Origin of the sequence: Janibacter zhaoxuefangae, assembly GCF_050271985.1 — a bacterium.
GTDB lineage: Bacteria > Actinomycetota > Actinomycetes > Actinomycetales > Dermatophilaceae.
Map to the genome: position 1 here is coordinate 2691911 of NZ_CP189849.1, position 25728 is coordinate 2717638.

Annotated in this window: 24 protein-coding genes; 10 read left to right on the forward strand and 14 right to left on the reverse strand. The window is 72.3% G+C overall.

The genetic code is table 11. The features are described from left to right. Positions 1-38 precede the first annotated feature (38 nt). Together ACQBAS_RS12680 and ACQBAS_RS12685 are read right to left on the reverse strand one after the other, a co-directional pair. Positions 39-986, reverse strand: coding sequence for a pirin family protein (locus ACQBAS_RS12680; RefSeq protein WP_427384151.1), 948 nt, complete (start codon positions 984-986; stop codon positions 39-41). Beyond that, positions 970-2136, reverse strand: a complete 1167-nt coding sequence (locus tag ACQBAS_RS12685) for a GNAT family N-acetyltransferase (protein WP_427384152.1) — start codon at positions 2134-2136, stop codon at positions 970-972. Before ACQBAS_RS12685 ends, ACQBAS_RS12680 begins: the two co-directional genes overlap by 17 nt. 129 nt (positions 2137-2265) lie before the next feature. Between ACQBAS_RS12685 and ilvA the strand changes: the two genes are divergently transcribed. From ilvA to ACQBAS_RS12705, 4 genes are all read left to right on the forward strand, one after another. Further along, positions 2266-3561, forward strand: coding sequence for a threonine ammonia-lyase IlvA (gene ilvA, locus ACQBAS_RS12690; protein ID WP_427384153.1), 1296 nt, complete (start codon positions 2266-2268; stop codon positions 3559-3561). A gap of 47 nt (positions 3562-3608) precedes the next feature. After that, positions 3609-4082, forward strand: a complete 474-nt coding sequence (locus ACQBAS_RS12695) for a Fur family transcriptional regulator (RefSeq protein WP_427384154.1) — start codon at positions 3609-3611, stop codon at positions 4080-4082. Then, positions 4082-5674: a catalase gene (locus tag ACQBAS_RS12700; protein WP_427384155.1), complete on the forward strand. Its 1593-nt coding sequence runs from the start codon at positions 4082-4084 to the stop codon at positions 5672-5674. The genes ACQBAS_RS12695 and ACQBAS_RS12700 overlap by 1 nt, the downstream gene beginning before the upstream one ends. Before the next feature lie 68 nt (positions 5675-5742). Next, complete coding sequence (locus ACQBAS_RS12705; RefSeq protein ID WP_427384156.1) at positions 5743-6585, forward strand: aldo/keto reductase; 843 nt, start codon at positions 5743-5745, stop codon at positions 6583-6585. A 165-nt stretch (positions 6586-6750) separates the two neighbouring features. On the opposite strand, the gene ACQBAS_RS12710 is transcribed toward ACQBAS_RS12705, so the two are convergent. Then, positions 6751-7161, reverse strand: a complete 411-nt coding sequence (locus ACQBAS_RS12710; RefSeq protein ID WP_427384157.1) for an ankyrin repeat domain-containing protein — start codon at positions 7159-7161, stop codon at positions 6751-6753. Between the two features lie 78 nt (positions 7162-7239). Between ACQBAS_RS12710 and ACQBAS_RS12715 the strand changes: the two genes are divergently transcribed. Beyond that, positions 7240-8055, forward strand: coding sequence for a maleylpyruvate isomerase N-terminal domain-containing protein (locus tag ACQBAS_RS12715; protein ID WP_427384158.1), 816 nt, complete (start codon positions 7240-7242; stop codon positions 8053-8055). 42 nt (positions 8056-8097) lie between these two features. On the opposite strand, the gene ACQBAS_RS12720 is transcribed toward ACQBAS_RS12715, so the two are convergent. From ACQBAS_RS12720 to ACQBAS_RS12735, 4 genes are all read right to left on the reverse strand, one after another. Further along, the gene (locus tag ACQBAS_RS12720; protein WP_427384160.1) at positions 8098-8940 is read right to left on the reverse strand and encodes an aldo/keto reductase; all 843 of its coding nucleotides are present in this window, start codon (positions 8938-8940) and stop codon (positions 8098-8100) included. 34 nt (positions 8941-8974) lie between these two features. Continuing rightward, positions 8975-9622 carry a hypothetical protein gene (locus ACQBAS_RS12725; protein WP_427384161.1) on the reverse strand — a complete coding sequence of 216 codons (648 nt, stop codon included), beginning with the start codon at positions 9620-9622 and terminating at the stop codon, positions 8975-8977. A gap of 48 nt (positions 9623-9670) precedes the next feature. Continuing rightward, a complete protein-coding gene (locus ACQBAS_RS12730; RefSeq protein WP_427384162.1) occupies positions 9671-10465 on the reverse strand; it encodes a DUF1206 domain-containing protein in 795 nt (264 codons plus the stop codon). Between the two features lie 82 nt (positions 10466-10547). Continuing rightward, the gene (locus ACQBAS_RS12735) at positions 10548-11183 is read right to left on the reverse strand and encodes a TetR/AcrR family transcriptional regulator (RefSeq protein ID WP_427384163.1); all 636 of its coding nucleotides are present in this window, start codon (positions 11181-11183) and stop codon (positions 10548-10550) included. 94 nt (positions 11184-11277) lie between these two features. Between ACQBAS_RS12735 and ACQBAS_RS12740 the strand changes: the two genes are divergently transcribed. Continuing rightward, the gene (locus tag ACQBAS_RS12740; protein ID WP_427384164.1) at positions 11278-13401 is read left to right on the forward strand and encodes an MDR family MFS transporter; all 2124 of its coding nucleotides are present in this window, start codon (positions 11278-11280) and stop codon (positions 13399-13401) included. 290 nt (positions 13402-13691) lie between these two features. Here the strand turns inward: ACQBAS_RS12740 and ACQBAS_RS12745 are convergent, their stop codons facing one another. Beyond that, positions 13692-14144, reverse strand: a complete 453-nt coding sequence (locus tag ACQBAS_RS12745; RefSeq protein ID WP_427384166.1) for a hemerythrin domain-containing protein — start codon at positions 14142-14144, stop codon at positions 13692-13694. Positions 14145-14302: 158 nt separating this feature from the next. Here ACQBAS_RS12745 and ACQBAS_RS12750 point away from each other — a divergent pair, with 158 nt between their 5' ends. Together ACQBAS_RS12750 and ACQBAS_RS12755 are read left to right on the forward strand one after the other, a co-directional pair. Then, entirely contained in the window at positions 14303-14770 is a 468-nt protein-coding gene (locus tag ACQBAS_RS12750; protein ID WP_427384167.1) for an OsmC family protein, read from the forward strand. 57 nt (positions 14771-14827) lie between these two features. Next, entirely contained in the window at positions 14828-16312 is a 1485-nt protein-coding gene (locus ACQBAS_RS12755; RefSeq protein ID WP_427384168.1) for an SDR family NAD(P)-dependent oxidoreductase, read from the forward strand. Positions 16313-16363: 51 nt separating this feature from the next. On the opposite strand, the gene ACQBAS_RS12760 is transcribed toward ACQBAS_RS12755, so the two are convergent. Then, a complete protein-coding gene (locus tag ACQBAS_RS12760; protein ID WP_427384169.1) occupies positions 16364-18421 on the reverse strand; it encodes an FAD-dependent oxidoreductase in 2058 nt (685 codons plus the stop codon). Positions 18422-18495: 74 nt separating this feature from the next. Here ACQBAS_RS12760 and ACQBAS_RS12765 point away from each other — a divergent pair, with 74 nt between their 5' ends. Continuing rightward, positions 18496-19062 (forward strand): PadR family transcriptional regulator, encoded by a 567-nt coding sequence (locus ACQBAS_RS12765; RefSeq protein WP_427384170.1) that lies wholly within the window; start codon positions 18496-18498, stop codon positions 19060-19062. A gap of 24 nt (positions 19063-19086) precedes the next feature. Here the strand turns inward: ACQBAS_RS12765 and ACQBAS_RS12770 are convergent, their stop codons facing one another. The 3 genes from ACQBAS_RS12770 to ACQBAS_RS12780 all read right to left on the reverse strand — a co-directional run bounded on the left by ACQBAS_RS12770 (position 19087) and on the right by ACQBAS_RS12780 (position 21880). Next, positions 19087-20766 (reverse strand): DUF429 domain-containing protein, encoded by a 1680-nt coding sequence (locus ACQBAS_RS12770; protein WP_427384171.1) that lies wholly within the window; start codon positions 20764-20766, stop codon positions 19087-19089. A gap of 31 nt (positions 20767-20797) precedes the next feature. Continuing rightward, the gene (locus ACQBAS_RS12775; RefSeq protein ID WP_427384172.1) at positions 20798-21232 is read right to left on the reverse strand and encodes a VOC family protein; all 435 of its coding nucleotides are present in this window, start codon (positions 21230-21232) and stop codon (positions 20798-20800) included. 72 nt (positions 21233-21304) lie between these two features. Next, positions 21305-21880 carry a YceI family protein gene (locus ACQBAS_RS12780; RefSeq protein ID WP_427384173.1) on the reverse strand — a complete coding sequence of 192 codons (576 nt, stop codon included), beginning with the start codon at positions 21878-21880 and terminating at the stop codon, positions 21305-21307. Positions 21881-22062: 182 nt separating this feature from the next. Here ACQBAS_RS12780 and ACQBAS_RS12785 point away from each other — a divergent pair, with 182 nt between their 5' ends. Then, complete coding sequence (locus tag ACQBAS_RS12785) at positions 22063-23664, forward strand: amidohydrolase (RefSeq protein ID WP_427384174.1); 1602 nt, start codon at positions 22063-22065, stop codon at positions 23662-23664. A gap of 8 nt (positions 23665-23672) precedes the next feature. On the opposite strand, the gene ACQBAS_RS12790 is transcribed toward ACQBAS_RS12785, so the two are convergent. Together ACQBAS_RS12790 and ACQBAS_RS12795 are read right to left on the reverse strand one after the other, a co-directional pair. Continuing rightward, positions 23673-24689, reverse strand: coding sequence for a methyltransferase domain-containing protein (locus ACQBAS_RS12790; protein ID WP_427384175.1), 1017 nt, complete (start codon positions 24687-24689; stop codon positions 23673-23675). Between the two features lie 43 nt (positions 24690-24732). Further along, a complete protein-coding gene (locus ACQBAS_RS12795) occupies positions 24733-25557 on the reverse strand; it encodes a CoA transferase (RefSeq protein WP_427384176.1) in 825 nt (274 codons plus the stop codon). Positions 25558-25728: the final 171 nt, after the last annotated feature.

The window sequence follows — 25728 nt, forward strand, 5'->3', positions numbered from 1 at the left end:
CTGGTTGGGGACCGCTGATGTCCCAAACTCGGGAGCCGTCAGGGGCGGCGAAGGCGGCCGCGCGGCTTGAGCCGCACGTGCGGCAGCGCGGGGGCGGGCAGCCGCTGCGGCGTGCCCTCGTAGCCGTCGACGCGACCGAAGCGCTCGGCGCCGGCCTCCCATTCCGCCCGGAACTCCTCGATCTCGTCGTGGGTGCGGCCGATGAAGTTCCACCACATGACGATCTCCTCGTCGAAGGGTTCGCCGCCGATGAGCAGGACCCGCCCGGCCTCGTCCGGCCCCGCCGCGAGCGTCAGCTCCGTCCGACCCGGCTCGAGGTACACGAGCGAGCCCGACTCGGCGGCCACGGGCGCACTGCGGCCGGCGTCCACCGTCACCGGACCGCGGTCGACGAGGACCCCGTGCTCGAAGGTCGCGTCGAGCGCGAGCGTCACGGACGCACCGGCCTCGACGATGACCTCCGCCCCGACGAGCGGGGTGTCGACCTGCACCGGCGACGTCACGCTGGCGAGCGTGCCGATGAAGACCGCAGCCTCGCCCCCGTCGAGCGGGGTCACCTCCGGCACGTGGTGCTCGAAGTCGCGGGCCATGTCGCGCGTGGCCTCCGGCGAGACGAGCCACAGCTGGGCTCCGTGCAGGATCGTCGTGTCCGGGGTGGACACCTCCGAATGGCTCGTGCCGTGCCCGGCCCGCATGAGGTTGAGCTCGCGCGACCGGACGAGGGCGTGCACGCCCTGGGCGTCGCGGTGCTCGACCTCCCCCTCGAAGAGCCACGTGACGGTCTGCAGTCCCGTGTGCGGGTGCGGCGCGACATCCATGCCGCCCGTGGCCGACACGTCGTCGGGGCCGTAGTGGTCGACGAAGCACCACGCACCGATAAGGACCCGGTCGCGGTGCGGAAGGGTGCGGCGCACGAGCATCGCCCGCGGTCCGCCGAGCGGGACCTCGCGCGGGAGCAGGACCTCGGGGTCAGTTGACGGGCTCATCGGGGGCGCCTCCTGCTGGTGACTGGTCGGCACTGCCGTTGTCAGCAGTGTGGTGGTCGGCGACCAGCGGAACGACGGCCGGCACGTCGGCCGCCTCGCCCGGTCCGCGGGTGCCGTGGCTCCCGGCAAGGTCGAGGTCGCGGTGCCACGACTCGGTGCGGTAGGTCGTGACCCACCCCATCGACTCGTAGAGGCCATCGGCGCCCGTCGGGGAGTCAGCGTCGACCTCGAGACCGACCCGGTTGCGGCCGCGCTCCGCCGCGTCGCGGATCACCGTGTGGAGCAGAGCCTTGGCGACGCCCATGCCGCGCGCGCGACGGTGCACGCCGATGTAGTCGATGTAGCTGCCCTCCTGGCCCTCGCGGTCGGGCCCGAGCACGGTCGAGACGACGGCGCCGGCGGGCACGGTCACGCCGTCGACCTCGATCGTCGCGATCCACCAGTGGTCCCATCGGTGGCCGGTGTCCTCGCGCAGGCGGGCGATGAACTCCGGGAAGGACTCGCGATAGGAGTTGAAGTGGTCCTCGAAGCTCTCCTCGAGGACCTGGTGCACCGTCTGGATGTCGCCGGCGACCGGCAGGCCGTTGTCGTGCTTGGCGACGCGGCGCACGGTCACGCCGGCGCGCGGGCCGGGCAGGGACGTGGCCTCGTCCGGGGCGACGGGCCGGGACATGTGCAGCCACGTGCGGGTGTGGTCGTAGCCGGCGGCCTCGAGCCACCCCCGCTGGCGGTCGTCGCCGGCGTAGGCATCGGCGTCGAGTCGGGTCGTGCCGAGTCCGCGAGTCGCGCCGACCTGGCGCGCGAACGACTCGCCCCACGCGTAGAGCGACGCCGCCAGGGCGTCGGCCTCGGGCAGGTCATGCGCGAGGGTGACGAGGACCCGCGTGCGGCCGGCGGCGCGGTCGTGCACGGTGCTCCACCCCTGGACGACGCCCTGCGGGTCGACGACGAGGGCGTGCCGGCGGGTCCATGAGGCGATGCCGATGGCGTCGCGTTCGATGGACTCCGGGTCCGAGGTCGTGTACCCCTTGCCGAGCTCATCGTCGGCGCGCACGATCTCGAGCAGGCGCGCCACGTCGTCGGCTCCCGGGCTGCGCACGCTCCAGCCGTCGGGCAGGTCGAGGGGATGGTCCGGCGGGAGATGACTCACCCGTCTACCTTCTCAGACCTGCCACCCGTGCGACCCACGGACACGATGACGCGGGACCAACCCACCACCACGCCGGACAGCATGCGGTCGGGCGAAGGTCGCGCGGGCGCGAGCCGCCACAATGACGACATGACCCAGCAAGGCACCCCCGACGCGGACAGCGTCACCGCCGCGGACGTCGAGGCCGCCGCGCTCCGGCTCGGCGACCTCGTCGAGCGCACGCCGCTGACCCCGAGCGCGCGTCTCTCGGAGGTCACCGGCGCCCGCGTCCTGCTCAAGCGCGAGGACCTCCAGCAGGTCCGGTCCTACAAGGTGCGCGGCGCGGTCAACCTCATCGCTCAACTGACCGAGGCCGAGCGCGCCTGTGGCGTCACCTGCGCCAGCGCCGGCAACCACGCCCAGGGCGTCGCCCACGCCTGCCGCACGCTCGGGGTCGACGCGCGGATCCACCTGCCGGGCACGACGCCGCGCCAGAAGCGCGACCGGGTGGCGACGCTGGGCGGGGACAGCGTCGACATCGTCATCACGGGCGACACGTACGACGAGGCGGCCGCGGCCTCGGCCGCCTTCGCCCACGACACGGGCGCGACCCCCGTGGCCGCCTTCGACGACCCGCGCACCATCGCCGGTCAGGGCACGGTCGTCGCCGAGGTGGTCGCCGACCTCGAGTCCGACCTCGACAGCGCGCCCGACGTCGTCGTCGTCCCCGTCGGTGGCGGCGGCCTGGCCGCCGGCACCATCGCGTGGCTGCGCGAGCGCCACCCGGAGACCCGGATCGTCCTGGCCGAGCCGGCGGGCGCGGCGAGCATGGCGGCCGCCGTCGCGGCCGGTGGCCCGGTGGACCTCCCCGAGCTGGACCCCTTCGTCGATGGCGCCTCGGTGCGCCGGGTCGGGCAGTGGACCCACCCGATCGTCGCGCGCGGCGTCGCCGAGGGCCAGGTCGAGCTCGTGACGGTGCCCGAGGGGGCGATCTGCGTCGAGATGCTCGCGCTCTATCAGGTCGAGGGGATCATCGCCGAGCCCGCCGGCGCCCTCGCGTCCGCCGCCCTGCAGCAGCTCGACCTGCCGGCCGGCGCCCTCGTCGTCGCCGTCCTGAGCGGCGGGAACAACGACGTCAGCCGCTACGCCGACATCGTCGAGCGCGCCCTGGTGCACGAAGGTCGCAAGCACTACTTCCTCGTCGACTTCCCCCAGGAGCCGGGTGCGCTGCGCCGGTTCCTCGACGAGGTCCTCGGCCCGGACGACGACATCGCGCTCTTCGAGTACGTCAAGCGCAACAACCGCGAGACGGGTCCGGCCCTCGTCGGCATCGAACTCGGCTCCGCCGCAGACCTCCCCGGCCTGCTCGCGCGGATGGACGCGGCACCGCCGACGGCGCAGCTCGTCCCGCCCGACAGCCCGCTCTCCGGATTCATCCTCAGTTGAGGTGAGGTTTTCTTGACTGGTTCCAGTAATGGTGGTTGCCTTGAGACATGTCCACCGCACTGGAGCCGGCCGCGCTGTTGCGCTCCGCCGACCTGCGCGTGACCCGGCCCCGGATGGCCGTGCTCGAGGCGGTCCACGCCCACCCGCACGCGGACGCCGACACCATCGCGCGCACCGCGCGGCAGGCCCTCGGCACCGTCTCGACGCAGGCCGTCTACGACGTCCTGGCCGCCCTCACCGCCGCCCGGCTGATCCGCCGGATCGAGCCCGCCGGCTCGCCGGCGCGCTTTGAGGCCCGCGTCGCGGACAACCACCACCACGTCGTCTGCCGCGAGTGCGGCGACATCGCCGACGTGGACTGCGCCCTCGGCGAGGCCCCGTGTCTCACCGCGAGCGACGCCCGCGGCTTCGTCATCGACGAGGCCGAGGTGACCTACTGGGGCCGCTGCCCCGACTGCGCGACCACCACCCCGATCCACCTCACCAACCAGTCACCACTCAGCACCAGGGAGAGAATCTGATGAGCGTCGAAGGCCCCCGCCAAGACCCGGGCAACACCCAGCCCCTCACCACCGTCGCCGGCGCCCCCGTCGTCGACGGCGAGAACAGCGTCACCGCCGGCCCCCGTGGCCCCATGCTGCTCCAGGACGTCTGGTTCCTCGAGAAGCTCGCACACTTCGACCGTGAGGTCATCCCCGAGCGGCGCATGCACGCCAAGGGCTCGGGCGCGCACGGCACCTTCACGGTGACCGGCGACATCACGAAGTACACGAGCGCCAAGATCTTCAGTGAGATCGGCAAGAAGACGGAGATGTTCGCCCGCTTCTCGACCGTCGCCGGCGAGCGCGGCGCGGCCGACGCCGAGCGCGACATCCGCGGCTTCGCGCTGCGCTTCTACACCGAAGAGGGCAACTGGGACCTCGTCGGCAACAACACGCCGGTCTTCTTCTTCCGCGACCCGCTCCAGTTCCCCGACCTCAACCGCGCCGTCAAGCGCGACCCGCGCACCAACCTGCGCAACGCCGAGAACAACTGGGACTTCTGGACCAACCTGCCCGAGGCGCTGCACCAGGTCACGATCGTCATGTCGGACCGCGGCATCCCCGCGTCCTACCGGCACATGCACGGCTTCGGCTCGCACACCTTCTCGTTCTACAACGAAGCGGGCGAGCGCTACTGGGTGAAGTTCCACCACCGCACCCAGCAGGGCATCAAGAACCTCACGGACGAGGAGGCCGGCAAGCTCATCGGAGAGGACCGCGAGTCCCACCAGCGCGACCTCTTCGAGGCCATCGAGGAGGGGAACTTCCCGAAGTGGAAGCTCTTCGTCCAGATCATGCCCGAGGCCGACGCGGAGAAGGTGCCCTACCACCCCTTCGACCTGACCAAGGTGTGGCCGAAGGCCGACTACCCGCTCATCGAGGTCGGCGAGTGGGAGCTGAACCGCAACCCGGAGAACTACTTCCTCGACGTCGAGCAGGTCGCCTTCACGCCCGCGAACGTCGTGCCCGGCATCGGCTTCTCGCCCGACCGGATGCTCCAGGGTCGCCTCTTCTCCTACGGTGACGCGGCGCGCTACCGCCTCGGCGTCAACCACCACCAGATCCCGGTCAACAGCCCGAAGGGCGTCGCGCACCCGAACGACCCGCACCTGGACGGTGCCGGCCGGATCGCGGCGGGCTCGACCCCGGCGATCACGCCGAACTCCTACGGTCGTTTCGCGAGCCAGCCGCAGTTCCGCGAGCCGCAGCTGGCCATCGCCCCGTGGGCGGACCGCTTCGACCACCGCGCCGATGACGAGGACTACTTCACGCAGCCGGGCATCCTCTTCCGCGAGAAGATGACGCCGGAGCAGCAGCAGGTCCTCTTCGAGAACACGGCCCGGGCGATCACCGGCGCCTCCCGCGAGACGATCGAGCGCCACATCGCCAACTGCACGAAGGCCGACCCGGCCTACGGCGAGGGTGTCCGCAAGGCCATCGAGGCGCTCAACGCCGCGCACGGTGACGCCGAGGACGTGTCGAAGGGCGCCGGCAACGCCAACGCCCCGGTCGACGGCGACGCCCGCGCCGGTGCCGGCATCACCGAGGACGACTTCTCCGACCTCATCTGAGGGACCTGAGCGACCCGTCGGCGGGGGGTGGGGAATGTCCTCACCCCCCGCCGACGCTGCACCTGACCATGAGCACTTCCTTCAGCAAGCAGTTCAAGGGTGTCGACGTCCCGACCTTCGGGATCGGCACGTGGCAGGTCGAGGGTCAGGACGCGACGGACGCCGTCCGCGACGCCCTCGAGATCGGGTACCGCCACGTCGACACCGCCTTCATCTATGGCAACGAGGAGCAGGTCGGGCGCGGCATGGCCGAGTCCGGCGTCGACCGCGGCGACTACTGGCTCACGACGAAGGTGTGGCCCGACGACTACGCCGCTGGCGCGACCCGCGCCTCCGTCGAGCGCTCGCTGCGCGACCTCGGCACCGACCACCTCGACCTGGTCCTCACGCACTGGCCCGCCGGCGACGGCAGCCTGCTGCCCGGGGCCCTCGAGGAGCTGCGCCAGGCGAAGGCGGACGGCCTCATCCGCGAGTTCGGCGTGTCCAACGTTCCGGCCGGGATGCTGCGGCGCCTCCTCGTCCACTTCCCGGAGATCTTCGCCGACCAGGTCGAGTACCACCCGCTGCTCGCGCAGACGGCGCTGCTCGAGGTGGCCGCGGAGCACGACCTCATGGTGACGGCCTACTCGCCGCTGTCCTCGGGCGGGCAGGTCCTGACCGACCCGACCGTCGTCGAGATCGCGCAGGCCAAGGGCGTCACGCCCGCGCAGGTCGCGCTGGCCTGGCTCGGCCAGCAGGAGAAGGTCACCGTCCTGCCGCGCTCGACGAGCCCGGAGCGTCGCCGCGAGAACTGGGCCGCGACGGACGTGACCCTCACGCACGAGGAGTCGCAGCGCCTCTTCGCCGGCACCGTCGCGCACGTACGCAACACGAGCCCCGACGGCCTCGCGCCGACCGACTGGGAGGACTGACCCGCCCGGCGGCCCTTCTGGCACGCCGCCATCGGGGGGGGATCCGTCACACGAGTATCGGGTCACCCGATATTCGCCGCGTTACCCGACATGCGAAGTCGGGTGAAGCGCACCTTTATCGGGTGACCCGATAAAGGTGCGCGACGCGGCGCTTGTCGGCGCCTGTCAACGCTCCCCGTCGGTCTCGACTCCCAGCAGCGCCTGCGTGCCGAACATCTCCGCCGCCTGACGCGCGCTCGGGGTCCCGGCATCAAGGTCGGCCCCGGCCGCGACGAGGGCCTGCACGACCGCCTTCTCGCCCTTGAACAAGGCGCCCGCGACGGGAGACTGATCCCTCCCGTTGCGGGCGTCGACGTCTGCGCCCCGACCGATCAGGGCCGCCACGGTCGCGGCGTGCCCGTGATAGCTCGCGAGCATCAGCAGGGTGTTGCCGTCCCCATCGGCGAGGTCCACCGGGACGCCGTGTTCCAGGAACTCGAGGAGCTCGGCCGTGCGACCCTCCCGGGCGAGGTCGGCCGCGAGCACGGCGACGCGGGCGCTGTCCTCGGGGCTCAGGGCACCGGTGGGCTCGCTCATGACGATCTCCTTCGCTGGCGGGGTCCGACCATCATCCCCGATCGGCCCCTCACGGCCGACGTGGCCCACAATGGGTGCGTGACCGAGCCGCTCAGCCCCGCAGACCACCTCGTCGAACTCGTGGGCGCGACCGCCCTCCTCAGCGCCGCCGCGGCGTCCTTCGGGGACGAGGCCGCGCACGCGCCCGTCCCGACGTGCCCCGGCTGGACCGTCGAGCAGGTGGTCGCCCACGCGGGGGCCACGCACCGTTGGGCCGCCGCCGCCGCCCGGGGGACGAGCAGCCCCGGCCGACCTCCGGAGTGGGACCGATCGATCCCCCTCATCGACTGGTACGTCGCGGGTGCCGGGGAACTCCTCGCCACGCTCGGCGCCACCGATCCCGACGCCCCCGCCTGGACCTTCAGCCGCGCCCACGACACGGCCGCCTTCTGGCGCCGTCGCCAGTTGCACGAAGCGACGATCCACGGCGTCGACATCCTCCTGGCCGGTGATGACGCCGACGACGAGATCGAGGAGGTCATCGACCCGACCCTCGCCGTCGACGGCATTGACGAGGTCCTCACGACCTTCCTGCAGCGCAGCATCGACCGGCAGCGCGCAGGTGACCCGCTCGACGCCGTCCCCGCGCCCGAGCCCCTCGTTCTCATCGCCACCGACCTGCCCGACGAGGACGGCGGCGACAACGGGACGGCCAGCTGGACGGTCCACGTCGACGGCGGTCGCGTCATCACGCGACGCCTGGGCGACGAGGAGCCCGACGTCGTCGCGTCGATCACGGCGCCGGCGCCCCGGCTCTACCTCGCCCTGTGGGGTCGCGCCGACCGCGCCGGCCTCGAGCTCGGCGGGGACACCGAGTCCGCGAGCCGCTTCCTCAGGGCGCCGCTCGTCCCCTGACCGGAGCGGGAGGGGGGTGCCCGCAAGCACCCCCCCCCTCGCTCACATCTCCTCGTGCGTGTCCGGGTCGCCGCCGAAGAGTCGCCCGTCCGGGCGACCCAACGCCGTGATGGCCGCGACCTCGTCCTCGGTCAGCTCGAACCCGAAGACGTCGAGGTTGTCGCGCTGACGCTCCGGCGTCGCCGACTTCGGGATCGGCAGGGTCCCGAGCTGGTGGTGCCAGCGCAGGATGACCTGACCGGGGGTGACCCCGTGGGCACGGGCCGCCTCGGCGACGACCGGCTCGGCGAAGGGGGCCTGGCGCTTCCCCATCGGGCTCCACGCCTCGGTCCGGATCCCCAGCTCCTCGTGGACCGCGCGCATCTCCACCTGCGGGAAGTAGGGGTGCAGTTCGATCTGGTTGACCGCGGGAGTCACGCCGGTGTCGTCGATGATTCGCGCGAGGTGCTCGGCCGTGAAGTTCGAGACGCCGATGGAGCGCACGAGGCCTTCCTCGCGCAGCTCGACGAGCGCCCGCCATGCCTCCTGGTAGCGCCCGACGCTCGGGTTGGGCCAGTGGATGAGGTGCAGGTCGATGTGGTCGAGGCCCAGCCGGTCCAGGGAGTCACGGACCGACTGCTTCGCCTCGGCGTGGCCGTGGTGGCGGCCGGGGATCTTGCTCGCGACCTGGATCTCGTCACGCGGGATGCCGGAGCGGCGGATCGCCTCGCCGACGGCCTCCTCGTTCTCGTAGTTGACCGCGGTGTCGAGCAGCCGGTAGCCGGCCTCGATCGCGGAGACGACGGCCGCCACCCCGTCGTCACCCTTGAGCGGGTAGGTGCCGAAGCCGATCGCGGGCAGCGTCGTGTCGTCGTTGAGCTGGTAGGTCGGGATCGTCGATGCCATGCCGCCACGCTAGCCCGCGCGGGATCGCGGTCGGTCAGGTGCCGATGAGCACGGCGTCCGTCAGGGGCTCCTCGGCGACCACGGGCATGGCGAGCAGTCGCCGCGCAGCAAGGGTGCCGATGAGCACGACCGCGACGTGCCCGAGGAGCGCGACGCCCCACCCAGGACCATGGACGGGATCAATCGTGGCGCCCGCCGGCCGGGGGTGCGTCGCGACGATGAGGAGCCCGGCGCCGCTCACGAGCCAGGCGGCAGCCGTGATCAGTCGCGTCGCGGCGTACGCGCCCCGGGCCGGCCGCTGTGGTCCCGGTCGACGCAGGGACGTCTCGAGGACGGCCGCCTCGAGCGCCCACGCGGTGAGCGCCGCCGCGATCCCGAGCGGTGCCGCCATGCGAGCCGCGACGTGGACTGGCCCCAGGCAGAGGAGCACGACGACACCGGCGACGAGAGCCGTGACGAGGGCCTGACGCAGACCGGGGCGTGCGCCGTCCGGGGGTTCGCCGGTGTCGGCCGCCGGCCGCGCGCGTCCGCGGACGATCACGCCGGCGACCGTGAGCGCGACGCCCCCCACGGTGAGGACGATCGCCGCGGCGGCGGCCTCCGGCAGGGCCGCGAGCGCGGTCACGACCAGGCCCCCGGACAGCAACGCGGCACCGGTGAGGGCGGCTCGGTCACGGGGCACGGCGAGTCCTCTCCTCAGGCGATCCGGCTCATCGTAGGACCGGCGGGGTCAGAGATCGGCGTGCCGAGCCCTGGCAAACGAATAGAGCCCGTAGGCCGCCAGACCGAGGGCGACCGCCGACAGCAGGTAGGGGCCGAACGGCTGCTCGCGCAGGGTCCGGAGCGCACCGTCGAGACCGCTCGCCTCCGAGGACTGCTTCTGCAGGGCCGCCACCCCGAAGAGGCCACCGACGACGGTGAGGGCGACCCCCTTCGCGATGTAACCGACGCGACCGGCCCGCGTGGCCCACGGGCCGGGGTTGCGCTCGAGGTCGTCGAGGAAGCCCTCGGTCCAGCCCTTGTATACGTGGTAAAGACCGACGGCGATGACCCCGAGGCCGACCAGCCCGACGAGGACGCGACCGAAGGGGGCCCCCATCAGCGTTGCGGTGATGTCCTGCGTCTGGTCCTTGCTCGAGGAGCCGCCGCCGCTGGCAAACCTGAAGGAGGACCAGGCCAGCGCGAGGTAGAGGACGGCCTTGCCGGCCGCCTTCGCGCGGTCCGTGACGGCGCCGTCGTCGGAGCGATCTCGGACGACCTCGGTCACCTGCCACAGGCCCAGAGCGAGGAAGCCGACGACCATGACCCAGAGCACCAGGAGGCCGACGGGGTTCTGCGACAAGGTCCCCAGGGCGCCGGACTGGTCGGCGCTCGCGCCCCCGCCGCCCCAGGCGACCTGGAGCGCCAGGAGGGCGATGACGAGGTGCATCACTCCGCTGACGGCGAAGCCGAGTCGGGCACCCTTCTCGACGACGGGGTGGTCGCCGACCTCACGTGCCGCTGCTTGTGCCTCGTTGCCGGTCACGGTCGTCCTCTCCTCGTCGCGGGTGTCCGGGGACCATCTTGGGCCATACCGGTGACACGCGGGAGCGCGGAGCGGGCCAGGCTCAGGCGCGGGCGTCGCTCACGGCGCCGACGAGGTCGAAGGCGGCGTCGAGTCGCGCCCGGAGGTCGCCGGTGAAGCCGGCGACCCGGTGCTGCCACAGCGCCGCGCGGAAGGCGGCCACGGCGACGTGCGCCTCGACCACCGTGGTCGTGTCCGCCGTCTCGAGGTCAGGGTGGGCCCGCGCGATGGCGGCGGTGACGCAGGCGCGCTCGATCTGCGCACCGACGCCGACCATCTTCGCGGCGAGCTCCGGCGACTGCGCGGCCAGTGCCACCCGCAGGCGCCACCGCTCGTCGTCGGCGGCGAGGTCGGTGATGTAGCCGGTGAGCACCGCGCGCAGCGTCTCGGTCACCGACTCCTCGGCGGGCCGAGCCTGCACCGCGGCGCCGACCCGTTCGACCGCGTCGGCGTCCCACCCCATCAGGGCGGACTCCTTGGTCGCGTAGTAGTTGAAGAACGTCCGCGTCGAGACTCCGGCGCGGGCGGCGATGGCGTCGACCGTGACGCTCCCGAGGCCCTCGGACAGGGCGAGCTCGAGCGCGGCGAGGTGCAGGGCGCGGCGGCGCTGATCCTTCTGGCGCTCGCGCAGCCCGGGGGCGGCGTCCTCCGGCTCGGGGGCCTCGATCGCGGTGTCCATGACTCCATCGTAGAGGTGCACGTCATGCAATATTGCACCAACTGCATGTTGCGGATTATCCTTGCATCTTGCAACCACCGTGGAAGGACCCCGCTTGACCACCGCACCCACCCCCGTCGCCGGCCCGCCCGCCGCCTACGCCCTGAGCCCGCAGGCCCGGCGCGTCTTCATCGGCCTCATGCTCGGCATGTTCGTCGCCTCGGTCAGCCAGACCATCGTCGGCCCCGCCATGCCGCGGATCGTCGCCGAGCTGGGCGGCATGGAGCACTACAGCTGGGTCGCCACGGCCGCCATGCTCGTCTCGGCGATCATCGTCCCCATCGTCGGCAAGCTCTCGGACCTCTACGGGCGCCGCGGCTTCTACCTCGCCGGCCTCGTCGTCTTCATGGTCGGGTCGCTCATCTGCGGGTTCTCGCAGGGCTTCTGGATGCTCGTCTTCGGGCGCGCCGTCCAGGGCCTCGGCATGGGCACGATCATGCCGTTGTCCCAGACGATCATCGGCGACATCATCCCGCCGCGGCAGCGCGGGAAGTACCAGGGCCTCATGGGAGCCGTCTTCGGCGTCACGTCCGTCGCGGGCCCGCTCGCCGGTGGTTTCGTCACCGACCGCTGGGGCTGGCGCTGGCTCTTCTTCGTCACCATCCCCGTCGGCCTGCTCGCCCTCGTCGCCGTCTCCCGCTTCCTCCACCTCGAGCACGAGCGCCGCGATGCGAAGGTGGACATCGCCGGCATCCTGACCCTCACCCCGGCCCTCGTCGCCACCCTGCTCGCGACGTCGTGGGGCGGAACGACCTACCCGTGGGGCTCCGCGACCATCATCGGTCTGTACGTCGGCGGCTTCGCCCTGCTGGCCCTCTTCTGCTGGGTCGAGCTGCGCGCCGAGGAGCCGATCCTGCCGCTGCGCCTCTTCCGCAACAGCGTCTTCACCTTCTCCAACATCGCCGCCTTCGCCATCGCCATGATGATGTTCGGCGCGATCATCTACATCCCCGTCTTCGCCCAGGGCGTCATCGGCGTCGACGCGACGAACTCCGGCCTCATCCTCATGCCGCTCATGCTCGGGCTCATCACGATGGGCATCGTCGCGGGCCTCATCACCACCCGGACGGGCCGCTACAAGGAGCTCATGATCTCCGGCGTGCTCATCATGCTCGTGGGTGTCTGGCTGCTCTCCCGGATGACCTACGAGACGACGCAGACCGAGCTCACGCTGGCCATGCTCGTCTTCGGCGTCGGGCTCGGCCTAGCCATGCAGCTCTACACGCTCGTCGTGCAGAACGCGGCCACCCGCCGGGACCTCGGCGTCGCCACGGCGTCCACGCAGTTCTTCCGCAATGTCGGCTCCACCGTCGGCATCGCCCTCTTCGGGACGATCATGACGAGCGGCCTCGGTTCGGCCATCGCCGCGCACCTGCCGGCCGACGCCGCGGCCCACATGCCCGAAGGCGGGATCGACGCCGGCTCCGTGCTCGACCCGGCCGCGCTCGAAAAGCTGCCGCCCGCCGTCGCCGTCGCGGTGCGTCAGGGTCTCGCCGAGCAGCTCCACGAGGTCTTCCTCCTCGGCTTCCCGATCCTCGCCGCGGCCCTCATCGTGACGCTCTTCATCCGCGTCATGCCGCTGCGCGACACCGTGCACGGGAGCGAGGAGGCCGGCCGCGAGATGCTCGACAGCCTCGGCCAATCGGCCCCCGCGACCGACGAGCTCGTCCCGGGCCTGCACGCCGGCGAGACCGGCGCGCGCACCCGCGAGCGCATCCTCGGGGTGCAGCTCTCCGCCTTCGCCACCCAGGCCGGGCGGGCCGATCGGACCCACCTGACCCGGGCGGTCGTCGAACTCGGCGACGGCGACCTCGAACGGGGCCGTCAGCTGCTGCTGCGGACCGCCGACATGCTCGCCAACGACGATCTCGCGCAGGTGGCCGACGCCGAGCGGTTCGCCGGGGCCGTCGCCGATCGCGCGATGATGCCCGGCGGCCTCCTCAGCGCCGACCTGCGCAAGGACCTCGCCGTGGCCGTCGCGGCGGTCGAACGTCGGCAGGTGCTCAGCGCGGAGGAGCCCACGGTCGCCGAGCGCCACACGGCGGTCGACGTGCGTCACCTCTTCTCCGCCGCGGGCGACCTCGGCGCCGCCCTCGCCGTGGACCTGCTGCCGGGCACGCGCACGGGCGGTGGGACGGGCACGGGCAGTGGGGCGGGCACGGGCGGCACCACGTCCTGACCGTCGCTCCCCTTCCCCGAGGAATGGACACCTGATGTCCAAAACTCGGCGGAAGGGGGCCCCCAGCCCCTGATTTGGGACACCTGATGTCCAAAACTCGGGCGAAGGGGGCCTCGCGGGTCGTCGTCAGCCCGCGACCCATGGGGCCGACTCCTCCCCGCTCCGGTCCTCCCACGCAGAGCTCGGTCCGGGTCCTCGCGGGTCGTCGTCAGCCCGCGACCCATGGGGCCGACTCCTCCCCGCTCCGGTCCTCCCACGCAGAGCTCGGTCCGGGTCCTCGCGGGTCGTCGTCAGCCCGAGCCGCCGATGTCGACCTCGTACGCCTCGTACACGAGGTCGCCGCCCTTCTGCCGGTGCCGGACGAGGCGCCCGAGCAGGGAGGTCAGTTCCTCGCGGAAGGCGGGCAGGTCCGCGAGGGTGCCGCCGTGCTCGAGGATCGTCAGGTAGCCGGCGAGGTCGTCCCGCAGCGTGACGTGCTCGCCCGTCAGCCGGGTGACGGCGGCCTCCAGCCGCGGATGACCCTCCCGCACACCGTCGTAGATGCCGCCGGGACGCTCCGTGAGGTCGATGTGGTCCTCGAAGTCGTGCGCCAGCTCGGCCAGCGCGGCCCGGACCCGCTCACGCCAAGCACCCCCACGGGCTATCGGGTTGCTGAGCGCGTCGTCGACGGCCGCGACGGAGTCACGCAACTCGGCCCGGTGTGCTCGGACCCGGGCGATGTAGGCATCGAACTCGTCGGACATGGCGCCTCCCGGCCCCATCGTCCTCCCGCTTTCGGTCACCGTCCATGGCCCCCTCGGGCGGCAACGTGTCCGGCGTCGTCACGCGTCGACCCGGACCACACCCTCGGAGGTCGAGAAGTGACCACCACGGACACGTGTCGACGTGCCACGCTGACGCCATGGCGCACGACCACGAGTACGAGACGCACGTCGTCTGGGACGGAACCACGGCGCAGGGCTACCGCGCCTACTCGCGCGACCACGTAGCCCTCGCCCCGCCGGCGACCCAGGAGATCGCGCTCAGTGCCGACCCCGCCTTCCGCGGCGAGGCCGCCCGCACGAACCCGGAGCAGTTGCTCGTCATGGCCGCGAGCAGCTGCCTGCTGCTCTCCTTCCTCGCCGTCGCGGCCCGGGCCGGCGTCGACGTGCGCGGCTACACCGACGAGGCCCACGGCCTCATGCCCGCAGATGCCCGCCCCCAGCGACTCACCCGGATCACGCTGCGGCCGCACGTGATCGCCGCCGCGCCCACCACGGCCGACGACCTCCTGCAGCTCCTGCACGAGGCGCACGGCGAGTGCTACATCGCCAACTCCCTCACGAGCGAGAGCGTGCTCGAGCCGACCGTCGAGATCGTCAGCGCCTGAGGTCGCCGGGCGCCCGACGTGTCCGGGGGCCTCGCGACCGCGCCGTAAACTCGGCGGGTGAGTTCCCCTGACGGCATCGACCCCGCCGAGCTGGCCATCGCCCTCAAGGTCCTGGCGGACCTGCCCGACCTGGACGCCGACCACCCCGACATCCAGACGGTCAAGCGCGCCACCGGCCGGATGTACAAGCAGATCCGCAAGGCCCGTCGCCGCGAGGCCAAGCAGCCGCAGATCGACCATGACAACGCGATCCTCGAGCGCACCGCCACGGGCTCACCCATGCGCATCGACGACGAGACGAAGGGGATCCCCCTCGTCTCCTCGACCGTCGGCGCGCACGCCGGCGAACTCCTGAAGCCACGCGGCTGCTACATCTGCAAGAACGCCTACACGCTCGTCGACGCGTTCTATCACTGGCTGTGCCCCGACTGCGCGGCCAAGAGCCACGCCAAGCGGCACCAGCGCACCGACCTCACGGGACGCCGCGCGCTGCTCACCGGTGGCCGCGCCAAGATCGGCATGTACATCGCCCTCATGCTCCTGCGCGACGGCGCCGCCCTGACGATCACGACCCGCTTCCCCAAGGACGCGGTCCGGCGCTTCTCCGCTCAGGAGGACAGCGCCGACTGGCTGCACCGACTGAAGATCGTCGGCATCGACCTGCGCGACCCCAACCAGGTCGTGGCCCTGGCCGAGGAGGTGGCGGCCGACGGCCCGCTCGACATCCTCATCAACAACGCCGCCCAGACCGTCCGCCGCTCCCCCGGCGCCTACTCGCAACTCGTCGAGCAGGAGAACGCGCCGCTCCCCCACGGCGTGCCGCTCCCGGAGATGGTGACCTTCGACCGGGTCAGCGAGGCCCACCCCGCGGCGCTGCTCGGCACCTTCCGGCAGCACGCCGTCGCCCACCACGAAGGGGAGTCGCCCGAGCACGCACTCGCGGCCCAGACCGCCGCGTCGCTCACCGCGCTCTCCCTGACTGCCGGTCAGGCCAGCCTCGAGGCCCACGTGGCCGGGACCGCCGTCGACGCGGGCGGGCTGCTGCCCGACCTGCAGGCGGTGAACTCGTGGACGCAGAAGGTCGACGAGGTCGACCCCCTCGAACTCCTCGAGGTCCAGTTCTGCAACGCGACGGCCCCCTTCATCCTCATCTCGAAGTTGCGGCCGGCGATGCGCGCCTCGACCGCGCGCCGCAAGTACGTCGTCAACGTCTCGGCCATGGAGGGCCAGTTCTCGCGCCGCTACAAGGGCGCGGGACACCCGCACACCAACATGGCGAAGGCGGCCCTCAACATGCTGACCCGCACGAGCTCGAAGGAGATGCTCGAGACGGACGGCATTCTCATGACGGCCGTCGACACGGGGTGGATCACCGACGAGCGACCCCACGACGAGAAGCTGCGGATCGCCGCCGAGGGCTGGCACGCCCCGCTCGACCTCGTCGACGGCGCGGCCCGGGTCTATGACCCGATCGTGCGCGGCGAGGCCGGCGAGGACCTGCACGGCTGCTTCGTGAAGGACTACGAGCCCAGCCCCTGGTGATCTGCTGGTCACCGGACCGGTGACCAGCACCCACCCGGCGACAGCAGCGCGTCAGAGGCGCGCGGCGAGCTCCGTGCCCTGCTTGATGGCCCGCTTGGCGTCGAGCTCCGCGGCGACGTCGGCTCCGCCGATGACGTGGACCTGCGGGCCCGTGCCGGCGAGCGCCGTGGCGAGTCCGTTGACGGACTCCTGACCGGTGCACAGCACGACGGTGTCGACCGCGAGCACGCGGGCGCCGGTGCGCTCCTCGCCGAAGGTGATGTGCAGCCCCTCGTCGTCGATCCGCTCGTAGTTGACCCCGGTCAGCTGCTCGACCCCCTTCGCCTGGAGTGCGGCGCGGTGCACCCAACCGGTGGTCTTGCCCAGGCCCTTGCCGATCTTGGAGTCCTTGCGCTGCAGGAGGTGCACCGTGCGCGGGGACGGCTCGGGCGCGGGGGCGACGATGCCGCCGCGGGTGCCCTCGGGGTCACCCACGCCCCACTCGCGACGCCACTCGTCGAGGTGCAGCGCGGGCGACTCCACCGTCGTGAGGAACTCCGCCACGTCGACGCCGATCCCGCCGGCGCCGATGATCGCCACGCGCTGACCGACGGGGCGACCCTCGCGCACGACCTCGGCGTAGGTGAGGACGCTGGGGTGGTCCACGCCCTCGATGTCCGGGATCCGCGGCTCGACGCCGGTGGCGACGATGACGTCGTCGAAGTCGGCCAACTCCTGCGGCTCGGCGCGGTGCCCGAGGCGCACCTTGACGTCGTGCAGGTCGAGCTGGCGGCGGTAGTAGCGGATCGTCTCTGCGAACTCCTCCTTGCCGGGGATCCGCATGGCGATGCCGAACTGACCGCCGAGGTCGTCGGACGCCTCGAAGAGCTCGACCTCGTGCCCGCGCTGGGCGGCCGTCACGGCGGCCGACAGGCCGGCCGGTCCGGCGCCGACGACGGCGACGCGGCGGCGGGTCACCGTCGGACCGAGGACGAGCGTGGTCTCGTGGACCGCCCGCGGATTGACGAGGCAGCTGGCCGTCTTGTTCTGGAAGGTGTGGTCGAGGCAGGCCTGGTTGCAGGCGATGCACGTGTTGATCTCGTCGGCGCGGCCCTCGGCCGCCTTCGCCACCCAGTCCGGGTCGGCCAGCAGGGGGCGGGCCATGGACACGAGGTCGGCCTTGCCCTCGGCGAGCACCTGCTCGGCCAGCTCCGGCATGTTGATCCGGTTGGACGTGACGACCGGGATGGAGACCTCGGGGCGCAGGGCGGCGGCGAGATCGGTGAAGGCGCCGCGCGGGACGGAGGTGACGATGGTCGGGACCCGCGCCTCGTGCCAGCCGACGCCGCAGTTGATGATGGTCGCGCCGGCGGCCTCGATCTCATGCGCCAGCGCGACGATCTCCTCCCACGTCTGACCGTCCTCGACGAGGTCGGCCACCGACAGGCGGTAGATGATGATGAAGTCCGGGCCGGTCGCGGCGCGCACGGCCCGCACGACCTCGACGGGCAGTCGGCGCCGGTTGGCGGGCGTGCCGCCCCAGCCGTCCTCGCGCTTGTTGGTGCGCGGGGCGAGGAACTGGTTGAGGAAGTAGCCCTCGGAACCCATGATCTCGACGCCGTCGTAGCCGGCCTCGCGGGCGAGTTCGCCGCAGCGCGCGTAGGCGCGGATCTGCCGGCGGACGCCGCGCTCGCTGAGCGCGCGGGGCTTGAACTTCGAGATGGGCGACTTGATGGCCGACGCGGAGACGGCGAAGGGGTGGAACGAGTAGCGCCCGGCGTGCAGGATCTGGAGCGCGATCTTGCCGCCCTCGCGGTGGACCGCGTCGGTGACCTGGCGGTGGCGTGCGGCCTCGCGCGATGACGTCAGCTTCGAGGCGCCGGGGTACAGGCTGCCGACGAGGTTGGGCGAGAAGCCGCCGGTGACCATGAGGGCGACGCCCCCGCGGGCCCGCTCGGCGAAGTAGGCCGCGAGACGGTCGAAGTCCTTGGCCTTGTCCTCGAGGCCGGTGTGCATCGAGCCCATGATGATCCGGTTGCGCAGGGTCGTGAAACCGAGGTCGAGGGGCTCGAGGACGTGGGGGTAGGAGCCCGTCGGGGTGTCCTGGCTGGGGCGCTGCGGCGTCGTCATGGCTCCACGGTAGGCCTGGCTGGATCTTTGTGCAACCAGTTGCACAACACGGTGCCGGACGTCACCATGGCCTCATGTCCCTGCCGCACGCCCTGCTCACCTCGCTGCTCGAGCGACCGTCCTCGGGCCTGGACCTCGCGCGGCGGTTCGACTCCTCCATCGCCTACTTCTGGCACGCCTCCCACCAGCAGATCTACCGCGAGCTCGGTCGGATGGAGGCGTCCGGCTGGGTCACCGCCGACGAGACCGGCGAGCGGGGCGGGCGCAAGGTGCACCGCGTGCTGCCGGCCGGGCGGGCGGAACTCGAGCGGTGGACGGCCGAGCCGGCGCCGCGCCCCGACACCCGGGACGCGCTGGCCGTCCGGCTGCGCGCCGACGCCGTGCTCGGGGGCGGGACGACGGCCGCGACCATGCGCGCCCACTTCACCGATCGGATCGCCACGCACGAGGCCACGCTGGCGGGCTATCGCGCGATCGAGGAGCGCGACTTCGCCAGCATCGCCGCCGAGGACCGGGCCGGTCGGCTGCGGCACGCCATCCTCCTGGGCGGCATCGCCCAGGAGGAGTCGTCGATCCGGTGGTGCCGCAGCGTCCTCGATCTGCTCGAGGACCTGGTGGAGCTGGAGGAGTCGCCCGGCTGAGTCGCCCGCCCTGTCGGGCCGGGCTCAGGCGTGACTCATGCGCTCCAGGCGGGCGCGTAGCGCGTCGACCCGGTGAGCGTTGCCGTGCAGGCCCACGTACTGCTCCCCGAAGACGGCCAGCAGGGCATCGTCGAGGCGGCGCACGGCTCCCGGCGGGTAGCGGTAGTCGAGGCGCGCGCTGATGGCCGCGCTGTCGACGGACGCGAGCAGCGCCCCGAGCTCGTCGAGCGAGTCGACCCCCAGCTCGAGCAGGAGCCCGGAGATCCAAGCGTAGTGGTCGGTGCGCGACCACCCGGCGTCGGCGTACTGGCCCGCGAGGAAGGTCGCGAGGTCCTGCGAGCTGATCCGCGGGTCGGCGAGGTCGGACTCGGGGCGTTGGTCCGTCATCGTCGCCTGGAGGCGGTCGCGGATCGTCGAGAACTCCTTGTCGGCGAGCTCGAGCAACCCGGCGGCCAGCGTGAAGCGGCGATCGAGGTCGGGGACGTGCTCCTCGGGGATCGTCCCCTTGTAACGGATGTCGTGCTCGAACTCGGCCCACGCGTGCTGGAGCACGGTGCGGATCTGGACGGAGGCACGGTGCTCGAGGAGACCCGGGTGTTCCGGAGCGGGTCCGCGGCCCGGGTCGAGGGCGACGAGGACGTGCCGACTGGAGTAGCCGAAGCGGCCCTCCTTCGCCGTCTCGACGCCCATGTCGCGGTCATTGAGGACACTGAGCTGGTCGGCGAGCAGGTCGGCCACCGCCGCGACGTCGCTGTGGACGTAGGTCACGACGCGCACGCCGATCTGGTCGGTGATCTCCGTGAGCGGGTCGGCGTAGAGCGGACGCCCGTCGACGACCCGGTTGGCCTTGCCGGCGAAGGAGGCCACGCTCTTGGTCCGCCCCGTCACCGTCAGGTAGTTGATGCCGGCGTCGTCGAGCAGGGTCGTCACGAGAGCCGTGTACTCCGCCGTCACGGCGGCCAACTCCGGCTGCCGGGCCGCGTAGGCCTGGACGGCGGAGTGGACGACCGCTCCGTCGCGCGGGGCGGCCTGGGCGTCGGACGTCTCGGTGGCCCCCGACGACTCGGAGGTCTCGGAGGACTCCTCGGCCTCCGCTGCCGCCGCGCCCGCGGCGGCCACTCCCGCCGACCGGCCGCGGGTCGGCCGAGGCTGGGCATCGACGTGCGCGGTGTAGGCGGAGATGATCGCGTCGAGACGGTCCTCGATGTCGCGCAGGTCGCGCTTGCGGGTCGCACGGGCGAGGTCGTCCCGCAGCGACTCCCACTCGGGCGTGCCGACGACGTGCAGCGGCGGGACGGCGGAGGCATGGGCCTCGACGACGCCGACGACGCGCTCGAGCTCCCCGCGCAACCGCTCCCCCGAGATCCGCGAGCGCTGCTTGGGCGTCAGCGTGGGATCGATGCGGAAGGGGTCGACCACCTCGGGACGGACGCTGAGGTCGATCGCCCGGCGCGGGCGCCCCGACGCCGGGTTGGAGTCGAGGCCGAGGCGCTTGACGAGGCGCACGGCCTCGGGCCAGGCGGGGCCCCCTTCGCCCGACTGGAGCGGAGCGTCCACCGCGACGACGCACGGGCCGCTCGTCCACGGCGCGAGCGTCGCGAGCACGTCGTCGAAGGTGGGCTGCGACGAGACGTGGATGAGCCGGCCGTCCTCATCAAGGACGGCCAGCCCGGTGGGTTTGTCATCGTCGGCCGGCAGCCCCACGCCGATCCGGTGGGCGGGTGCCGCGGGCGACTCAGGCGTCGACGTCAGCGCCCTGCCCCGCTCCCGCGATGTTGACCATCCATGCCGTGCCGAAGCGGTCGACGAGCATCCCAAACGTGTCGCCCCACATCTGCTGCTCCAGCGGGACGGCCACCTGGCCGCCGTCGGACAGCTTGTCCCAGTAGCCGCGGAGCTCGTCCGTGTCGTCGCCGGAGAGGCTGATCGTGATGTTGCTGCTCGGCGCGGGCTTGTCCATGCCCATGGGGGTGTCGGCCGCCATCACCGTGAAGCCCTTGTCCGTGGTCAGTTGGCCATGCATCAGCTTGTCGGCGTCCGGGCTGTCGGGCATGCCGGACTCCCCGAAGGTGTTCAGGTTGAGCGTGCCGCCGAAGACCGACTGGTAGAACTCGAGCGCCGCACGGGCTTCGCCGTCGAACTGGATGTAGGGGTTGAGGATCGATCCCATGTCGTGCTCCTTCGTCGTGGTGGGGGTCCCAGCCCACCAAGGCTATGGCCCGCCACCGACGGCGGAAAGGGATCAGCCCTGCTGGTCGCCGGAGCCGTCGGCCTTCTTCGTCGCCGAGATCTCGAACTCGAGGTCGATCTTCTCCGAGACGAGCACGCCACCCTTGTCGAGGGGCATGTTCCACTCGAGGCCGTAGTCGCGACGGTTGACCCTACGGGACCCCTCGAAACCGGCGCGGGTCACACCGAAGGCGTCGACCTGGACGCCCGCGAGCTCGAGCGGCACGGTGATCTGCTTGGTGATGTCGCGGATCGTCAGGTCACCCGTGACGATGTAGGCGCCCTCGTGAATCTCCTCGATGGAGGTGCTCTGGAAGGTGATCGCCGGGAAGCGCTCCACGTCGAAGAAGTCCGGGCTGCGCAGGTGGTCGTCGCGCTGCTGGTTGCGCGTGTCGACGCTCGCGGCCTTGATGACGATGGAGGCGTGCGACCGGGACAGGTCCTCGACGTCGACGAAGAACTCGCCGTGCACGTCGTTGAAGGAGCCGCGGACCGACGTGATCATCGCGTGCCGCGCGGAGAAGCCGAGGCGGGTGTGCCCCGGGTCCAGCTCCCACGTGCCGTTGAGGTCGAGTTCGTTGTCAGGCATGGACGCCCTCACTGGTGGTCGAATGGTTCGGAGTGAATTGAAACCTTGATCAAGCGGTCCATCTTGGCACGCCGGACCCCGCCGGGGGATGCTCACGCATCGACGCGTCTGCCCCTGCCGGATTGGTTCCGCGACGGGATAACCTCACCCGACCCCACCCGCGAGCGACAGACGGAGGACCCGTGACGGCACACCCCGAGCGTCCCGGCCGGGGCGGCGCCGCCAGCGCTCCCGCCGACCCTCCACGCCTCGTGCGCGGGGTCCGGCTCGTGCCCGTCGCGGCCGCGGGCGCCGGTGCGCCACAGCCGGTGCCCGATCACCCCGTCGACCTCCGCCTGCGTGGCGGCGTCGTCACCGAGGTCGGTCCCGGGCTGCGCGCCGAGGTCGACGAGGAGGTCCTGGACGGCGAAGGTCGCTGGGCCGCCCCCGGCCTGTGGGACGCCCACGTCCACATGGTCCAGTGGGTGAAGACGGCCGGACGCCTCGACGTGAGCGCGAGTCAGCGCCCCGAGGACGTCGTCCGGATCCTCACCGACCACCTGGCATCGGACGAGGCCGGTGACGGGTTCGTCTTCGGCTGGGGCTACCGCAGCGCGGTGTGGGACCGGCAGCCCACCGTGGCGGAACTCGACGCCGCCAGCCCCGACCGGCCCGTGGTGATGATCTCCGGCGACGTCCACAACGGGTGGCTGAACACGCGCGCCCTCGAACTGCTCGGTCTCGGCGGCGTCGACGGGGTCGGCGGTCGGACGGGGACCCTGCAGGAGAACGAGTGGTTCGACGCCCTCCCCCGGCTCGAGCAACTCGCCGGGGCGTCCGGGCGCGGCCATGCCGGCGTCGAGTCCGCCGTGCGTGCGGCCGCCGCCCGCGGGGTCGTCGGGATGGTCGACATGGAGTTCGGGACGGCGCACACGGACTGGCCCGATCGGGTCGCTGCGGGGATCACCCAACTGCGGGTGCGCACCGCGACCTACGCCGCCACGCTCGAGGACGTCATCGCGAGCGGCTGGCGCACCGGGGACCCGATCCCGGGCGGGGCCGGCCTCATCACGATGGGTCCGCTGAAGATCATCGGGGACGGCTCCCTCAACACCCGCACGGCCTGCTGCACCCATCCCTACGCCGACGCGAGCCACCTCGACCTGCCGCGGGGGCGGATGAACCAGTCGCCCGAAGAGCTCCGTCGACTGCTGTCGGAGGGGACGGCCGCCGGGCTCGAGGTCGCACTGCACGCCATCGGGGACGCCGCGCTGACGGCCGCCCTCGACGCCTTCGAGGCGACCGGCGCCCGCGGCTCCATCGAGCACGCCCAGCTCGTCGACCTCGCGCAGATCCCCCGCATGGCGCGGCTGGGCATCCGGGCCAGCGTCCAGCCGTGGCACCTCATCGACGACCGGGACGTCACCGAGCAGTGCTGGCCCGACCATCTGGCCCGGTGCTTCCCCTTCGCCTCACTGCACCGCGCGGGCGTCGCGCTGACGCTCGGGTCCGACGCGCCCGTGGCCCCCCTCGACCCGTGGCGGGCGCTCGCTGCCGCGGTCCACCGCTCCGGTGACGAGCGTGACCCGTGGAACCCAGCCGAGGCGCTGACGGCCGCCCAGGCCCTCGCCGCGAGCACCGACGGAGCCGGGACGCTCGGGGTGGGCTCGCGGGCGGACCTCATCCTGCTCGACGCGGATCCGCTTGCGCCGCAGGAGGACGCGCGCGCACTCGCTGCGCACCTGCGCGACCTGGCGGTGGCGACGACCCTCGTCGAGGGTCGCGTCACGCACGACGCTCGCTGAGGGTTCGGTCAGCGCGAGCGACCGGACCGACCCGGCGTCAGGACGTAGGCGCTGGGGTGGGCGCCGCCGGTGGCGAAGCCGACCTCCTTCACCTGGCGCAGCCCCTTCGTCCGCTGGATGCTCTCCTTGAGCAGGCGCTTGTCCTCGGTGAGCAGCACGATGCGCCCCTTGGGTGCGAGCACCCGGGCGAGCTCCCGCAGGAAGGCGGGATAGAGCGTCTGGTTGTCGGCGTGCGAGCCGATCCGCTTGCCGAAGGGGATGTTGGAGACGACGCGGTCGACCGAGCCGTCGGCCAGTGGGAGCCGCGCGGCGTCGGCCCGCAGCACGTGCCCGTCGACACCGCGCGTCGCGAGGTTGGCCGCGCTGGCCGCGACCGCCCGGCCCGAGACGTCGGTGCCGATGACCCGCACCCCGGTCGGTCGTCGGTCGCCGTGCCCGACGGGCGCCTGGACGAGGTTGGTGCCCGCGCCGCAGAAGGGGTCGAGCACGACGCAGCCGTCCTCCACCTTCGCCAGCCGGCACAGCACGGCCGACAGGACCGGCGTGGTCGAGGCGGGGAGCCGGACGAGGGGCCCGAAGCGGGCCGACGTGTGCAGCGACCCCACCTGGAGGCCGACGCCGTCCGGGCCCTGCTGCAGATTGACGTGCCAGTCGCCGGGGGCGTTGACCCAGCCGAGGTCGCGCTCGAGCTGGTCGCGCACGTCCCAGCGCTGCGGACCGATCTCGCCGACCCGGAAGCGGACCGGCTCCTCGCCCACGAGCCCGGCGAGGATGCCGCCGTCGAGCGCCGCGCGGATGAGGTCCATCCAGCGGTCCCGGTCGCTCGGGGCACCGAGCGGGAGCTCGACGCTGCCGAAGTAGGGGTTGGCCGCGAGCGTCGCCTCATCGATGGCGAGGTCGACGGTGATGCGGTCGGCCCCGCGGCTCAGGACCGTGAGCGCCCCACCGTGGGCGGCGCGCAGGTCCTCCTCGAGATAGGCCACGGCACCCTCGAGCGAGACGAAGGTCGCGGGTCCGTGGATCATCCACCCAACCTATCCGCCGCCGCGGCGGCGGCCGACCACCCGGTCAGCCTGCCGCGATCGGCAGACCGTGCTGCGCCCCGAGCTCGAGCCAGTGCGAGGTCGGCTGCGACGCGAAGGTGGCCTCGAAGGCCGCTTCGCTCGCCTCGACCCCGAGGGCGCTCGTGGTCGCCGCGAGCAGGTGCGGCTCGAGTGCGCCGAGGGCGATCCGGCCGTCAGCGGTCGCGTACACGCCGTAGCCGGGCAGGCCGCCGCCGAGGAGCGAGCCCGGGGCGGTGAGCCCGTGGTGCAGCGGACGGGCGACGGAGTACGCCGCATCGGCGAGCGCCACCTCGACGTAATGGCCCCGGCCGTCGCGTGCGGCGCCGATCACGGCCGCCAACCCCGCGGCCGCCGCTCGCTCGGCACCGGCGAGGTCGGCGACGAGGGTGCGCGGCAGCCCCGTGTCGGGCAGCAGGCCTGCGCTCGCCTGGTAGGTCAGGTCGTGCCCGGGGACGTCGGCCTCGTCGCCGGCGTGGCCGATGATCGCCACCCGCGACAGGCGGGGGTGGCGTGTGGCCAGGGACTCCTCGTCGAGACCGAGGCGGGCGAGGGCCGACGGGCGCGACGACGTGACCAGCAGGTCGGCCTCGTCGAGGAGCTCGTGCAGCCGGGCCTGGCCCTCCGGGGTCTTGAGGTCGGCCGTGACGAGCTCCTGGCCGACGTGCAGTTCGTCGAAGTAGTCCGGGCTGAAGTGCTGCATCGGGTCACCCGTCGGCGGCAGGACGGTGATGCCGCGGGCGCCCCAGCCGACGAGTCGGGCCATCGCGGCGGGACCGGGCAGGTTGATGGCGATCGAGACGGCGGTCAGGCCCTCGAGGGGTCCGGTCATGACTGCTCCTGGGGCTCCGGGGACGGGTGGCGACCCGCGGAGACTATCGCCGTGACGGGGCTGCGCTCAGATGTCGCCGACACCCGAAACGGCTCGCGAACCGTTGTTGCGCTCGTGAGCCTGTTTGAACCGGCTCGCGAAGCACAAACCGGCTCGCGAGCCGGTTTGTGC